This window comes from Sphingomonas mucosissima (assembly GCF_002197665.1).
Taxonomy (GTDB): Bacteria; Pseudomonadota; Alphaproteobacteria; order Sphingomonadales; family Sphingomonadaceae; genus Sphingomonas; species Sphingomonas mucosissima.
The window spans coordinates 1-13,440 of record NZ_NBBJ01000005.1 but is presented as its reverse complement, the minus strand read 5'-3'; the positions used below and the strand labels follow the sequence as shown (position 1 = coordinate 13,440).

11 protein-coding genes and 1 tRNA gene are annotated in these 13,440 nt (G+C 63.4%); 8 read left to right on the top strand and 4 right to left on the bottom strand.

From position 1 onward, the window contains the following. Positions 1 to 91: 91 nt before the first annotated feature. From SPMU_RS13390 to SPMU_RS13370, 5 genes are all read left to right on the top strand, one after another. Positions 92 to 1,120, top strand: a complete 1,029-nt coding sequence (locus SPMU_RS13390) for an endonuclease/exonuclease/phosphatase family protein (protein ID WP_245833322.1) — start codon at positions 92 to 94, stop codon at positions 1,118 to 1,120. Positions 1,121 to 1,411: 291 nt separating this feature from the next. Next, positions 1,412 to 3,475 carry a TonB-dependent siderophore receptor gene (locus SPMU_RS13385; RefSeq protein WP_088334440.1) on the top strand — a complete coding sequence of 688 codons (2,064 nt, stop codon included), beginning with the start codon at positions 1,412 to 1,414 and terminating at the stop codon, positions 3,473 to 3,475. A 12-nt stretch (positions 3,476 to 3,487) separates the two neighbouring features. Beyond that, positions 3,488 to 4,228: an ABC transporter ATP-binding protein gene (locus tag SPMU_RS13380; RefSeq protein WP_088334439.1), complete on the top strand. Its 741-nt coding sequence runs from the start codon at positions 3,488 to 3,490 to the stop codon at positions 4,226 to 4,228. Continuing rightward, positions 4,225 to 5,664, top strand: coding sequence for an ABC transporter permease (locus SPMU_RS13375; protein ID WP_088334438.1), 1,440 nt, complete (start codon positions 4,225 to 4,227; stop codon positions 5,662 to 5,664). The genes SPMU_RS13380 and SPMU_RS13375 overlap by 4 nt, the downstream gene beginning before the upstream one ends. Continuing rightward, the gene (locus SPMU_RS13370; protein ID WP_088334437.1) at positions 5,661 to 6,953 is read left to right on the top strand and encodes a DUF3526 domain-containing protein; all 1,293 of its coding nucleotides are present in this window, start codon (positions 5,661 to 5,663) and stop codon (positions 6,951 to 6,953) included. The genes SPMU_RS13375 and SPMU_RS13370 overlap by 4 nt, the downstream gene beginning before the upstream one ends. Positions 6,954 to 6,992: 39 nt before the next feature. On the opposite strand, the gene SPMU_RS13365 is transcribed toward SPMU_RS13370, so the two are convergent. Together SPMU_RS13365 and SPMU_RS13360 are read right to left on the bottom strand one after the other, a co-directional pair. Next, positions 6,993 to 8,015: a glycosyltransferase family 4 protein gene (locus SPMU_RS13365; RefSeq protein WP_088334436.1), complete on the bottom strand. Its 1,023-nt coding sequence runs from the start codon at positions 8,013 to 8,015 to the stop codon at positions 6,993 to 6,995. Next, positions 8,012 to 8,959 carry a UDP-2,3-diacylglucosamine diphosphatase gene (locus tag SPMU_RS13360; RefSeq protein WP_088334435.1) on the bottom strand — a complete coding sequence of 316 codons (948 nt, stop codon included), beginning with the start codon at positions 8,957 to 8,959 and terminating at the stop codon, positions 8,012 to 8,014. Before SPMU_RS13360 ends, SPMU_RS13365 begins: the two co-directional genes overlap by 4 nt. 214 nt (positions 8,960 to 9,173) lie before the next feature. Here SPMU_RS13360 and SPMU_RS13355 point away from each other — a divergent pair, with 214 nt between their 5' ends. Together SPMU_RS13355 and SPMU_RS13350 are read left to right on the top strand one after the other, a co-directional pair. Beyond that, the gene (locus SPMU_RS13355) at positions 9,174 to 9,821 is read left to right on the top strand and encodes a class I SAM-dependent methyltransferase (RefSeq protein WP_245833313.1); all 648 of its coding nucleotides are present in this window, start codon (positions 9,174 to 9,176) and stop codon (positions 9,819 to 9,821) included. After that, positions 9,818 to 10,423: a hypothetical protein gene (locus SPMU_RS13350; protein WP_088334433.1), complete on the top strand. Its 606-nt coding sequence runs from the start codon at positions 9,818 to 9,820 to the stop codon at positions 10,421 to 10,423. Before SPMU_RS13355 ends, SPMU_RS13350 begins: the two co-directional genes overlap by 4 nt. A gap of 79 nt (positions 10,424 to 10,502) precedes the next feature. Here the strand turns inward: SPMU_RS13350 and SPMU_RS13345 are convergent, their stop codons facing one another. Beyond that, the gene (locus tag SPMU_RS13345; RefSeq protein WP_088334432.1) at positions 10,503 to 12,158 is read right to left on the bottom strand and encodes an aminotransferase class III-fold pyridoxal phosphate-dependent enzyme; all 1,656 of its coding nucleotides are present in this window, start codon (positions 12,156 to 12,158) and stop codon (positions 10,503 to 10,505) included. A 32-nt stretch (positions 12,159 to 12,190) separates the two neighbouring features. Between SPMU_RS13345 and asd the strand changes: the two genes are divergently transcribed. Then, positions 12,191 to 13,120, top strand: a complete 930-nt coding sequence (asd, locus tag SPMU_RS13340) for an archaetidylserine decarboxylase (protein WP_088334431.1) — start codon at positions 12,191 to 12,193, stop codon at positions 13,118 to 13,120. Positions 13,121 to 13,317: 197 nt separating this feature from the next. Here asd and SPMU_RS13335 read toward each other — a convergent pair. Next, a tRNA-Met gene (locus tag SPMU_RS13335) sits at positions 13,318 to 13,394 on the bottom strand. Positions 13,395 to 13,440: the final 46 nt, after the last annotated feature.

Here is a 13,440-nt window from a genome sequence, read left to right as displayed (position 1 = left end):
TAGGCGGGGTAGGCGAAGCACGACATGCGGGCTGCGGCTCTCCTGCTGGGCGGGCACGTTGGGGATAGCTGGTCTGATTGGCGCCGGCTCCTTGAGTTATGCTCAAAGCGCGATTCCCTCTGCATCACCTGCCCGGCTGGCGGAATCCGATGGAGAGGTCAGTACGACGCTGGATGTGCTGAGCTTCAACATCGAAGGATTGGGCTGGCCCGCGCGTCGCAACCGCGCCGCTTCGCTTCGCCGCATCGCTGCCACTCTGGCGGACCTGCGCGAACGAGGCAGTGCGCCAGACGTCGTCTTGTTGCAGGAAGTGTTCAGTTCAACGGCGGTTCGCGCGGTAACCGATGCTGGTTATCCTTATCGCGCCTGGGGTCCATCGCGCACGCAGCGCCGGCGTTTGCCAGTGAGCGACCGCAGGCCGGAGCCTGCGCGCTGGCTGAAGGGCGAAGCCGGCCTCCATGTGGTGGGATCCGGCCTGGCGATCTTGAGCCGCCATCCAATTGTTGCGGTGGAATCCGAGCCGTTCGGCACAAAGCGGTGTGCCGGCTATGATTGCCTGAGCAACAAGGGCGTTCAATTCGCGCAGGTCATCCTTCCGGGCGTGCCGCAGCCAATCGCGCTGTTCAACACGCACCTGAACTCTCAGGGCTCCTCGGGCGTGCCCGCGGCGCGCAGCGGAGCAGCGCATGCGCTGCAAGTCGACGATGTTGCCCGTTTCACCAGAATCGTGGCGGATGCCGGCACCCCGGCGATTCTGGGCGGTGACTTCAACATGCGTAATTCGCGGCCGCGCATGGAGCGGTTCGACGAAGATATCACGTCCTTCACCATGGTTCGCCGCTTTTGCGTGACGAACCCATCCGCCTGTGACGTGAAGATGTCCTGGGATGGCGACGAGCCGTGGATGGATACGCAGGACCTGCAGCTCTTCCGCAACGGCGCGTTGGTAACGATCACGCCGATCAAGGTGGAGGCGATGTTCGACGGATCGGTCGCAAGCCCGAAATTGTCCGACCACGACGGCTTCCGCGTTACCTATCGCCTCACCTGGCGTCGGGGCGTGCCACGCCCTGCCCGGTCCGGGGCTGCAAGCCACCTGTCCCCGCCAGTATCGCCATAAGCGACTTGTGTGGTCGCGCTCCAGCCGCGGCAAGGCTTCCTGAGCCACTCCGGGTTCCACTCGGAAGTGCAAGCGCTCTCGGGTCCACAACTTCGAGGTTCGAGGTCGGCACGAACACGAACCGGCTTGTAGGCCCACGTGTATTCGCTGCCGATCTGACCAACTCCGATCATATGCCTTACACGATGATATATGGGAACATAGTCGTTGCATCCTCGGCCATGCCGCTTATGAGACGTTGCAACATACCTGAGCAGTGCAGCGCCGCTTCAGCGCTCGATAAGGATTCGAATGACCGCCGTTACCAATCGTCGCCGCCGCTCGCGTCTTGCACCGACGGGAGCCGTGGCACTCGCCCTCGGGGCTCCCCTCGTAGCAGAGGCACAGGAGGAACGCTCCGACATCGTCATTCTCGGCACGCGCAGCACCATTGATCGCACGCTCTCGTCCGATCCGGTGACTGAACGCATGTCGCAGTCCAGCCGCTCGGTTGAACGCGACATCCTTGATGCTGCCGGCACGTATCGGCTCAGCGACGCGCTGGAACTGGTGAGCGGCTTCAGTCAGCAGAACAATCGCGGCGGCGTTATCGACAATTTCGCCGTACGCGGATTCCTGGGAACGCCCGATGGCGGCGCCGAATATTACCTGAACGGCTTTTTGGCGAACCGCGGCATGGCTCCCCCGCGCGATCCCGCCACCACCGAACGGATCGAGGTATTGAAAGGACCCGCCGGCGCGCTGTTCGGCGATGTCGACCCGGGCGGGCGCGTGAACATCGTCACCAAGGTTCCGCGCTTCACCCCGCACGCTAATGCGATGATCAACTACGGATTGTTCGATACGCGCAGGGTTGAGATCGACGCAACGGGGCCGCTTGCCGCCTCACTCGCCGGTCGCATTGTCGTTGCGGCGGAGGATAGCGATGGTTGGCGTGACACTGTCTCCATTCGCCGCCGCATCGTCGCCCCATCGCTAACGTGGCAGCCAAGCGACACGGTGCGGCTGACCTACTCCGGCGAGTTCAGCCAGTTCGATACGCCGTTCGACCGCGGCATTCCCGCGATCGCCGGCGATGCCAACGCGCTGCCGCGCTCCAACTATTATGGCGAACCTTCGAACGGCCTCACGAAATCGCGCAATGACCAGCATCAGCTGACCGGCCTTGCCCAGCTCGGAGGCGGCTGGGTGCTGAATGGCGGTATCGTGTGGCGCACGGGAACGCTGAAGGGTCTGTCGGCAGATCAATCGCGGATCGTTGGCACCTCGCTGTGGCGTCAGCGCCGGTCTCGCAACTTCAGCGTGGATGATCTCGCCGCACGGCTCGAGATTGCCGGGCAGGTTGGCCGGCACCGCATCAGCGCCGGGCTGAAGGGCTACCGCTTCGAATATGGCGAGCGCTGGATGCGCATCAATCCGTCCCAGGCGGCGCCATATGCCATCGACCTGTTCAATCCCGTGTACGGCTCGGTAGCGGCGCCGCTCCGCCCGTTCACGAACAATGACGAGAGCCGCTGGGTCGGCACCTTCTACATTCAAGACATGTGGGATGTTACCGATCGGCTGACGCTGGTTGGCGGTGCGCGGATCGATCCCTATCGGCAGAAGATCGTCAATAACAACACCGGTGTAACGGGCCGGAACATTGACGAACCCGTCAACTTCCGTGTTGGCGGGCGATACCGTGTGACCGACGCGATTGCGGTTCATGCGAATTGGGGCGAGAACTTCTCGCTGAACACCGGCACTGACAGCAGGGGCGCTGGCTTCGGACCCGAAACGGGGCGAGGCTATGAGGTTGGGATCGCCGCCAAGCTGCCTGGCATCGACGTCGCCGCGACATGGTTCGACATCCGCAAAAAAGACATCCTCACCACCGATCCGCGGGATGCGAACTTTCTCGCCCCCGTCGGCAGCCTTGTCAGCCGGGGAATTGAACTGGATGCCTCGGCCCGCCTTGGGCGCCGCTGGCAAATCGTTGCCAATTACGCGTGGCTTGATGCGAAGGCAGATGACGAGGCCTTCCCGACGCCGGACGTGCTCAACGTACCCGAGCATTCGGGGACGGTGCTGATCGTTCACCGCATCCCGACTTCCCGCGGCGAATGGCAGCTGAGCGGCGGCGCCGCCTATGTCGGCGACCGCACCGGCGCGGTGTCGCTGAACCCGGTGATCCTGCCTGCCTACGTCAAGGCAAAGGCAGCGATCGAGGCGCCGCTTGGCGAAAACCTTCGGTTCCGCCTGGAAGCCGACAACCTCTTCGACGAGCGGTATGCCGCCAGCTCATACAGCGCGCTCTGGATCTATCCCGGTGCACCGCGAACCGTCCGCGCTTCGCTGCGCCTAGACATTTAAAGGACCAATCGGATGAACCACTTCGGTGCCCCACCGATCCTGATCGACGGTCTGACCGTTGCCTACGGCGACCATCGTGTTCTTGACGAGCTATCGCTGCACGTGCCCGCGGGCAGTATCACGGCGCTGCTCGGCGGGAATGGCGCGGGCAAGTCCACCACCTTGGCGACGCTGCTCGGATTCGTGCGGGCGCAAGCGGGCACGGTGCTAGTGTCCGACGTGGATCCGGGCGCCGATCCGGACGGCGCGCGTCGCAAGATCGCTTACCTGCCGGAGAACGTCGCGCTGTACGAGCATCTCACCGCAGTGGAGAACGCGGATTATCTTCTCGCGCTATCCGACGAGCGAAAAGAGCGCGGCGTCATCACCGATGCGCTTGCCGCAGCCGGGCTTCAGCAGCGCGCCTGGGACCAGCGCCTCGGGGGATTCTCGAAGGGGATGCGCCAAAAGGTGGCCGTCGCCGTAGCGCTGCTGCGCGAGGTGCCGGTCCTTCTGCTCGATGAGCCTACCTCCGGCCTCGACCCGCGCGCCACCGCAGACTTCAACGCGCTCGTCAGCGCAGTACGCGATCGCGGCACGGCGGTGCTGATGGTGACGCACGACTTGCTTTCGGCCGCCGATGTCGCGGACCGGATCGGCTTTCTTGAGGCAGGCCGGATCGTCGAGGAGGTTGAGGCAGTTGGAGCCGAGCGCTTCGACGTGCGCGCGCTGCACGCCCGCTTTGCCGTGGGAACGGAGCGGCACGCGGCATGAGAAAAACTCAGCTTATTGCCCGGGACGAGCTGCGCCTGATGGTTCGCAACCGCGTTGCGGTAATCGCCTTTGCGTTGCTGGTCTTGCTGACGCTCGTCGCGGTGCTCAGTTCCTGGTCGCACCAGCGCGCCAACGCGGAACTGCGCGCGCGGCATCAGCATGAGGCGGAGCATGCGTTCGACGCGCAGCCTGATCGCCATCCGCATCGTGTCGTTCATTACGGCCACTTCATCTTCCGTCCGCTTGGGCCGCTGGCCGCGTTCGATCCGGGGGTGGACGCCTTCACGGGCAGCAGCATGTTTCTGGAGGGGCACCGGCAGAATACCGCGAATTTTGGCGACGTGCGGCAGAGCTCCATGCTGATCCGGTTCGGCCAGCTGACTCCGGCGTTCGTGCTGCAAGTAGTTGCGCCGCTGCTGCTGATCTTTCTTGGATATGGCGTCCTGTCGCGCGAAACGGAGCGTGGCACCATGCGCCTGTTGATGCTGCAGGGCGTGTCACGAGGGCAGATGGTAAACGGCAAGCTGATGGCGCTTGGCGCAGTGGCTGCGCTCGCGGGGCTGCCTGCGATGATCGGATTCATCGCCATTGCTGGCCAGCCCGGCGCGCTGGCGCTGCCTATGGCAACAATCGCGCTCGGCTATGCTGCCTATCTGGCGCTCTGGGTCGTGGTGATCGTGCTGGTCTCGGCAGCCGTACGGCGCAGCCGCGATGCCCTGCTTGCGCTTGTGGCCCTGTGGGCGATTGGCGTCGTGCTGCTGCCGCGTGTCGCGCCGGACGTCGCCAGCGCGGCGGTGCCGCTGCAGAACCGATTGCAGACCGATGTGGCAATCGCGCGTGATCTGCGCCGGATGGGCGACAGCCACAATCCCGATGACCCGCATTTCGCCGCCTTCAAGGCTTCGGTGCTGAAACGCTATGGCGTCGATTGGGTGGAGGACCTGCCGGTCAACTACAAGGGCCTGCTGGCCCTAGAAGGGGAACGGCTCACCTCTGAGCTGTTCGACCAATATGCCAGGCAAAGCTATGCCGCGCAAAACTCGCAGAATGCGCTGGTGCAGTCCGTCGGCGTGCTCAGCCCGACCATTGCACTGCGATCCCTATCCATGGCTGCAGCGGGAACCGACTTCGCCGGGCATCAGCGCTTCCTGGAACAAGCGGAGGCATATCGCTACGTACTCGTTCAGCGGCTGAACCGAATGCAGGCCGAGGCCGTCAATTACAGCGACGACACCGCTACCGACCCCGGCGCCGACAGACGCAAGCGGGTGTCTGCAAGCAATTGGGATAAGATGCCCGACTTCACCTACCAAGCCCCAAGCGGCGGAGCTCTCGCTGCCGGCGCCTTGCCCGGGCTGGTCGTGATCATGGGGTGGCTGGCTGCAGCGATCCTCCTGCTTGCGCGCACGTCTCGCCGGCTGGGAGAGGGCCGATGACCTTGTGGACGCATGAACTTCGCCTGCTGATCCGGGCGCGGCTGACCGTTGTTGCGCTGGCATTGTTGGCGATCTTGGCAGTCGCGTCGGTGGCGGCGGGCATGGCCGAGGTGGCACGGCAACGCGCCGCGATCGCCGCCATCCCGGCGGCGCAGGCGGAGGATATTTCCGCGGTAGCCGACTATGTCAGCCGCACCAAGGACGCCGGCAGCGCCGCATATTACAGCTTCCATCCGACGTGGGACTCGCCCTCGCCGCTCGCCTTCGCGGCGCTGGGGATGCGCGACGTCTCTCCTTACATCCTGCGTGTGCGGGCGCTCGGGCTTGAGGCGCAGATCTACGATGGCGATACCTTCAATCCCGAGCTTGCCCTGCCCGGCCGGTTTGACTTCGCGTTCGTGCTGGTGTTCCTGGCGCCGCTGTTCGTCATCGCGCTGTTCCACGATCTCGTTTCGGGTGAACGCGAAGCCGGTCGCCTACGCTCGTTGACAGCGCTGCCGCGCGGCGGTGCCGGGCTGATGCGCCGACGTACCCTGCTCCGTTGGGCACTTCTCTGGGCCGCACTGGCCCTGCCCTTCGCGATCGGTGCGGCGTGGTCCGGTGTCGGCGCCAGCATCATCCTGCTGATCCTGCCGCTGATTGCCGCTTACCTGCTTTTCTGGATCGGCTTCGCTGCGTTGATTGGACGTTTGCGCTGGAGCTCGGTTGCCAATGCGGCAACGCTGGCCGCGTGCTGGCTGGTTCTGGTGCTGATCGGGCCGACGCTCGCCAATGTAGCCATCAATCGTGCCGTGCCGATCAGCCAAGGGGCCGAGATTGCACTGGCACAGCGCGAACAGGTGAACCACGCCTGGGACATACCGCGAGAGGAGACGATGCGCCGTTTTTACGCGAACCATCCTCGCTGGGCCGACTCCGCACCGCTCGGGCCGGAGTTCCACTACAAGTGGTACTTCGCGTTTCATCAGAATGGCGACGAACGCGTCGCGGATGAGGTGCGCGCCTATCGCGAAGGACTGAAGCGCCGCGAGGCAGCAGCTCGATCGCTCAGCTGGGTCCTACCTTCCGTAGGGGTGCAAACGCTTCTTACTCGGCTCGCTGACACGGACCTCACAGCGCAGCTAGCGTACCAAGACCGTATCCGCGGATTCCATGAGCGATTGCGCGAGTTTTATTATGGTTACTTGTTTTCGGACCGCTCCTTTACACGTGAAGACTTTGCCCGTGCCCCGACTTTCAAAGGCTCGCGTGTCTACAGACACCATTCGGCATTTCTGGAGGCAAGATAAAGAAGCACCCGATCCGATGAGCAGCCATTTGCATGTTGCTCAGGCGGCTTCAGCCATTTTCGATAGAGGGATCAGCCCAGTAAGAAATTGCCCGGTGCAGCGTGCCCAGCTGAACGACCGCCCTGTCTTCGCCACCGTTCCGCGATCGAGCTTGAGGGCGCCGCGGATTGCGGCGGCGAGATTATTGTCCAGCACGCCGGCTCCCTGCGGTACGACGTCGAGCGGCCCAGGCACGGGAAAGGCGGCTACCGGCACCCCGCTTGCTAACGCTTCGACCATGACCAAACCGAAAGTATCGGTGCAACTGGGAAAAACAAACACGTCGGCGCTGCGGTAGGCGGCGGCAAGCCGCTCTCCGTGGAGTGCCCCAAGAAACAATACGTCGGGAAAGGCTCGGCGTAGCAGCGGCAGCGCAGGGCCGTCGCCAACCACCACCTTTGCCCCCGGAACCTCGCTAGTAAGGAACGCTTCGATGTTCTTTTCGGGCGCTATCCGGCCGACGTGAAGCAGGATCGGGCCTCCGATGCCCTCGAGGTCAGGCAAGCGCGGCCCCTCGGGGCCGAACAGGTCGAGGTCGACCCCGCGGCTCCAGCGATGTAGCTGCTTGAGGCCACGTCCGGCCAGTTCCGCCTCCAGCGTCGGCGTGGCGACGAACACACGGTCCGCGCGGCCGTGAAATCTTCGCAATGCGCCCCAGAACAGGTCGGCCGGAAGACCCGTCCTGACGGAGAGATAATCGGGGAAGCGGGTGTGGAACGAGGTGGTGAAGGGCAGATTGTGATCGATGCACCAGCGCCGGGCGGCCCATCCAAGCGGGCCTTCGGTGGCGATGTGGATGGCGTCTGGCGCGAACCGCTCCAGCCGCCGCCGCACACCGCGCCCCGCAGCAAGTGCCAGGCGGATCTCGGCGTAGCTTGGGCAAGCGATCGTGGTGAACAGATCAGGCGTGATCGTTTCGACGAGGTGCCCCTGCCGGCGTAGTTCCGCCACCGTCGTGGTCAGGGTGCGGACAACGCCATTGACCTGCGGAGACCATGCATCGCTGATGAGTGCGATCCTCACGCCGGCACCGATCCAGCCACGACGAGCTGCGGACGGGAGCGCACACGCGCACGATCCTGCATCGCCTGCGCGCGAGTATGCTCCGCCCAATCGATGATCCGCATGGTGCCGTCTGCTTCCTCGACCAACGCAGTGCAGCTCTCCACCCAGTCGCCGTCGTTATAATAAGTGATGTTGCCGTGTTCGGGGCCGAATTGCCGGATCTCCGCGGAATGAATGTGCCCACAGACAACCCCGTCGACGCCACGCTCGACAGCGGCGCGGGCGACGACCTCTTCAAATCGCGAGATAAAGGCGACAGCGTTCTTCACCCGCTTCTTCATGTGCGCTGCGAGTGACCAGTAGGGCAGCCCGAAGAGCCGGCGGCAACGATTCACCCAGCGGTTGCTCCTGAGCAGCAGCGTGTAAGCGCCGTCGCCGAGGAAGGCTAACCACTTGTGGTAAAGAACGACATTATCGAACTGGTCGCCATGAATGACCAGCAGCCGGCGCCCGTCAGCCGTGAAGTGAATGTCGTCATCCAGCAGCTCGATGCCACCGAACTCAAGCCCGACATAGTCCCGGAAATGCTCGTCATGATTACCCGGCACATATACGACGCGGGTACCATGCTTGGCCATCTTCAGGATGACCCGCACCACATCATTATGTGCCTGCGGCCAGAACCATCCTTTCCTAAGCTGCCATCCATCAACGATGTCACCAACCAAGTACAATGTTTCGCACTCATGTCGCTTTAGGAAGTCTAGAAGTAGCTCGGCGTTTGCTCCGGGCGTTCCGAGATGCGAATCCGAGACGAAGATGGTGCGGTAGCATGTTCGGGCGTGCCCCGCGTCTTCACCGTCGTCGCCGTCTTGCATCCAAACCGGCAGTTGAGGCATCCGTTGGCGCGCAGCGCTCGTGGGTGTTTGTCGCGCGGTCGGTATCAGTGGCAGCGAAGCCATCGGCTCTTCCCCCAATTACTAGGACGACGTCCTTCGACTGCTCAAGCGCAATAAACAAAAAACAAGTCATCCCTGTGCAATCTACGTGACAACTCGATTTCACTGAATTTGGGTTCGTGAACTTGTCACAAAGCCGCCCATAAACTGCAACGTCCGGCTGCGATTAAGCTTCAAGACCATCGCCGACGGAGCGTATACAGACATGGCGACGCAGATGAGTACCGCCGGGGTGACCCGCGCTTACGATCGATGGGCACCGATCTATGATCTGGTATTCGGAGCCGTGTTCCGCCGCGGGCGATCAGACGCGATTGTTGCCGCCGAACGGGTCGGCGGACGTATCATTGAGGTAGGGGTCGGCACGGGCATTTCGTTGCCCCAATACGCACGTAGCAGCCGCATTGTGGCGGTCGACCTGTCGGACGCGATGCTCAATAAGGCGCGCGCGCGAGTCCGCGAACAGCATCTCTCGAACGTAGAGCTGGTCACGGTCGGCGACGCGGAGAACCTGCAGTTCGCCGACAACAGCTTCGACGTGGTTGTTGCGCAATATGTGGTTACCGCTTGCCCGCACCCGGAGCGGGCGTTGGACGAATTCGTGCGGATCTGCCGCGCCGGCGGCGAGATCATAATCACCACCCGTGTCGGCGCGGGCCAAGGCCTACGCGGCACGATCGAGCGAACGCTCATGCCGCTCACCAGCCGCTTGGGCTTCCGTACCGAGTTCCCCTGGAGCCGCTACGAGGCTTGGGCTGCGCACCGGATCGACGTCCACTTGCTGGAGAACAGGCCCTTGCCGCCGCTCGGCCATTTCTCGCTTGTTCGTTATCAGAAGATTAGCCCCGAGGATCACGCCCGATGACCGGTTTTCGTGCTCAACTCGTCGAGCAGCGCTGGGACGACCACCGCTTCTACCATCACAGCCTCGTCAATCAGAGCCTGCACTTCGTCAGCGCCTGTACGTTCCTGGTGGCCTATGCGATCGTGTGGATCGATCCGGCGGTGGCCAGCCTCCTGGCCTGGGGCGTAGCGATGACGAGCCGCCAGGCCGGCCATTTTTTCTTCGAGCCGAAGAGCTACGACCATGTCAATCAGGCAACCCACGATCACAAAGAAGAGATCAAGATCGGCTACAATCTCTTTCGGAAATGGGTGCTGATGAGCCTGTGGGCATCGGTGCCGATCGTGCTGCTGCTCTCGCCGACTTTGTTCGGCACGCTGGCTCTCTCAAGTGGCTGGGAAGCTTATGCTCGCCATGTCGGCATCGGTTGGCTCTTCTTGGGCCTGGGCGCGATCGCATTTCGCGCAGTGCAGCTGTTCTTTATCCACGACGTTCGGACGGGGCTGGTCTGGGCGACCAAGATCGTGACAGATCCGTTCAGCGACTTTCGCCTTTATAAAAGCGCGCCCAAGCGGCTGCTGAAAGGCGAGCGGATGGATTTTCCAGACGCGGCCGCGGCGTGATCACCTAAACGTAGTCGCGGGCGGATGCGCGGTTCCGAGCACGAACTCGACGGGATTGAACAGACGCGGAGTAGTCGCCTCAGTGCCCCGTCAAACGCGTCCGCACTGCCTGGCGCAGCATTCCGCGCCGAAGCGCCTTGTCCGTGAGCCCAGCCGGCGTCTCCCACCAGCCATCGGCGGCCATCGCGCGCGCAGCAGCAACAAAGCGGCGCACGATGTCGGAGAACAGCTGATCGTCGATGTCGAGGCTGAAGATCAGCCGGCCGGTTCCCACCCAGCTCAACGCGAGCCCTTCCGCCCGGAGATAATATTGAAGCATCCAGTTGTAGGCAGCGGGCCGAGTGTAAAGCACCGTCCAGATCGTCTGGAAATGCGCAACCCGGACCGGCACGTCCGCGTCGACCAGTGCCGCGTTGAGCTGCTCCGCCCGCGCATGCCAACGCTGATCGATGCCCTCGTACAGCGCCCGAACCTCGGGTGTTTCCAATCGTTTCAGGAAAGCGTTCATCGCACCCATGACGTAAGGGTGCGCGTTGAAGGTGCCGCGAGCAAAACAGATGTCGAGCGGGCGATCATCGCGCCAGCGCTTCATCAAGGACGCGCGCCCGCAGATCACTCCCAAGGGCAGCCCCCCGCCCAGCGTCTTCCCGTACGTGACAAGGTCGGGCCGCACGCCGAAATAGTCGGCCGCCCCGCCGGGTGCGAGTCGGAAGCCGAGGAACACCTCGTCAAAGATCAGCACAGTGCCATTGTCACGGCAGGTCTGCGCCAAGCGATTAAGCCAAGCGCGGTAGGCAGCAAGGTCGGCGCCGGCGCGGCGCCCGCTGTCCACCAATTGGTTGTCGGATGGCGCCGGGCTGTTCGGGTGCAAAGCTTGGAGCGGATTGACCAGCACGCAAGCGATATCCGTGCGAGTGGACAGTACCTTCAACGTCCGATCCGACATATCAGCCAGAGTCAGCGTCCAGTCTGCCGGAACCGGGTTGCCAATCCCCGGCTGCACGTCGCCCCACCAACCATGATAGGCACCAGCGAAACGCACGATGCGGCGCCGCCCGGTGTGATATTGCGCAAGCCGCACCGCCTGCATCACCGCCTCGGTACCAGACATATGGAAGCTTATTTCGTCCATGCCGGACAGCTGAGTGAGCCGGCGGACATTGTCGGCGACAATTGGATGATACGCGCCCAGTACCGGCCCCAGCGCCTCAACAGTGGCGGCGCCTTCCGCGATCGTCGCCTTGTAGAAGTCGTAGCCGAACAGGTTAACACCGTAGGACCCGGTCAGATCGATCAGCCGGTTGCCGTCGAGATCGGTCACTACAGGTCCGTCCGATCGCTGGAGAAACGCGCCGGTGCCCAGCACTTCGCGCACACGGCTCGCAAACGAAAATGGGACACGGTAGCTGCCGGTGAACTGAAGGTCGGACAGCCCAGCCCGCGTTTCGCGGGTCAGCGCAAGAGTTCGCGGGAAGCGTTCGGCAAACAGCGCGCCCAGGCGCTCAAATCCAGCTTGTCGCCGATGCGCGACCATGTCGTCGGCGCCGTCTACGGCAAAGAAGCGATCTGCCGGATGGGCGAAAGCTGGGACCTGCCCGACCACGCGCTTGGCCAGCCGTACATGGCCGCCCAGCGACCGGTGCTTGGCACGCGACAAGGTGAGCCGCTGACGGCTCTTGGTCAGCGCGAATGCGGCCGCGGAGGCGCCCAGGACGCCAGCGAGTATCGGGTTCATGCCTGCTTTCACCGCAAGGGAATGACACGCCCATGACATTGCGGGCCGGGCTCATGCGCCTTCTCCTCCAGGAGGATCTCAATTTCTTAATTACCAACCGCCTTCCCCGGCGGTGGGCAACCAAGGCGGTGGGGCGGATAGCACGCATAGAACACCCGGTGATCGCCCGGCCCACGATCACGCTGTGGCGTTTGTTCTCGGGCGCCGACCTGTCTGACTCGACAACGACCCAGTTTCGCTCCCTGCGGGACGCATTCACCCGTGCGCTCCGCCCCGGTGCGCGCCCGTTCGATCCCGATTGGAGCGTAATCGCGAGTCCGTGTGACGCGATCGTCGGTGCCCAGGGCCGGGTGGAGGGCGGGCGAGCGTATCAAGTGAAGGGATTCTCGTACCGACTGGACGAATTAGTGCCTGATCCGGCACTCGCCCAGCGCTACGCCAACGGCTGGTTCGTCACCCTTCGGCTGACCGCGGGCATGTACCACCGTTTCCATGCGCCCGCGGACCTCACCGTCGAGGCGGTGACGTACCTTTCCGGCGACTGCTGGAACGTGAACCCGATCGCACTCAAACGGGTGGAGCGGCTGTTCTGCCGCAACGAGCGAGCGGTGATCGAAACGCGAATGGCGGGCGGCATGCCAATGCTTCTTGTGCCGGTAGCGGCCATCCTCGTGGCGGGCATCAGGCTCACCTTCCTCGATACAGGCGCGCTGTTACGTTGCCAAGGCCCGGGCAGGCACGCCTGCCGCGCCCCGCTGCAACGCGGGGAGGAGATGGGCTGGTTCGAGCACGGATCGACCATTCTCGTCTTTCTGCCGCCCAATGCAGCATTGGCCGAACTGATCGAAGGCCGCCCGATCCGCGCGGGCGAACCCCTGGCGCACATCAACGGAGAGCCTGGAGGAAGCAGAACCGTCGGCCTCGGCGGTGAGCCGGATCGGACAGCTCATGCGCTGAGCTAAGAGATCTCCTAAATCCGGCCGCGGGCTTTGTGGTCGGTGAGAGCCATTGGTTAGGGGGGGAGCGCGCCGAGGTACCCGCCGGAAGGTTCTTATATGCAGGCTGGGGTCGGGCATCTACAGGCCTGCCGTTGATTCTGCCTGCCGCCTGAGGGCAGCAAAAAGCCCGCGAAGTCTTGCGACCTGCGGGCTTTGTGTACTGGTTGCGGGGACAGGATTTGAACCTGTGACCTTCAGGTTATGAGCCTGACGAGCTACCGGGCTGCTCCACCCCGCGACACTGTGTTGTCCGTTTGAGACACGAACGCCTCCGCGGTGAGGCG

What these genes read in the sequence shown, in the direction of transcription:
- SPMU_RS13385 (WP_088334440.1), top strand. Translation starts at nt 1,412, where the DNA reads ATGACCGCCGTTACCAATCGTCGCCGCCGCTCGCGTCTTGCACCGACG.
- SPMU_RS13380 (WP_088334439.1), top strand. Translation starts at nt 3,488, where the DNA reads ATGAACCACTTCGGTGCCCCACCGATCCTGATCGACGGTCTGACCGTT.
- SPMU_RS13375 (WP_088334438.1), top strand. Translation starts at nt 4,225, where the DNA reads ATGAGAAAAACTCAGCTTATTGCCCGGGACGAGCTGCGCCTGATGGTT.
- SPMU_RS13370 (WP_088334437.1), top strand. Translation starts at nt 5,661, where the DNA reads ATGACCTTGTGGACGCATGAACTTCGCCTGCTGATCCGGGCGCGGCTG.
- SPMU_RS13360 (WP_088334435.1), bottom strand. Translation starts at nt 8,959, where the DNA reads ATGGCTTCGCTGCCACTGATACCGACCGCGCGACAAACACCCACGAGC.
- SPMU_RS13355 (WP_245833313.1), top strand. Translation starts at nt 9,174, where the DNA reads ATGAGTACCGCCGGGGTGACCCGCGCTTACGATCGATGGGCACCGATC.
- SPMU_RS13350 (WP_088334433.1), top strand. Translation starts at nt 9,818, where the DNA reads ATGACCGGTTTTCGTGCTCAACTCGTCGAGCAGCGCTGGGACGACCAC.
- SPMU_RS13345 (WP_088334432.1), bottom strand. Translation starts at nt 12,158, where the DNA reads ATGAACCCGATACTCGCTGGCGTCCTGGGCGCCTCCGCGGCCGCATTC.
- asd (WP_088334431.1), top strand. Translation starts at nt 12,191, where the DNA reads ATGACATTGCGGGCCGGGCTCATGCGCCTTCTCCTCCAGGAGGATCTC.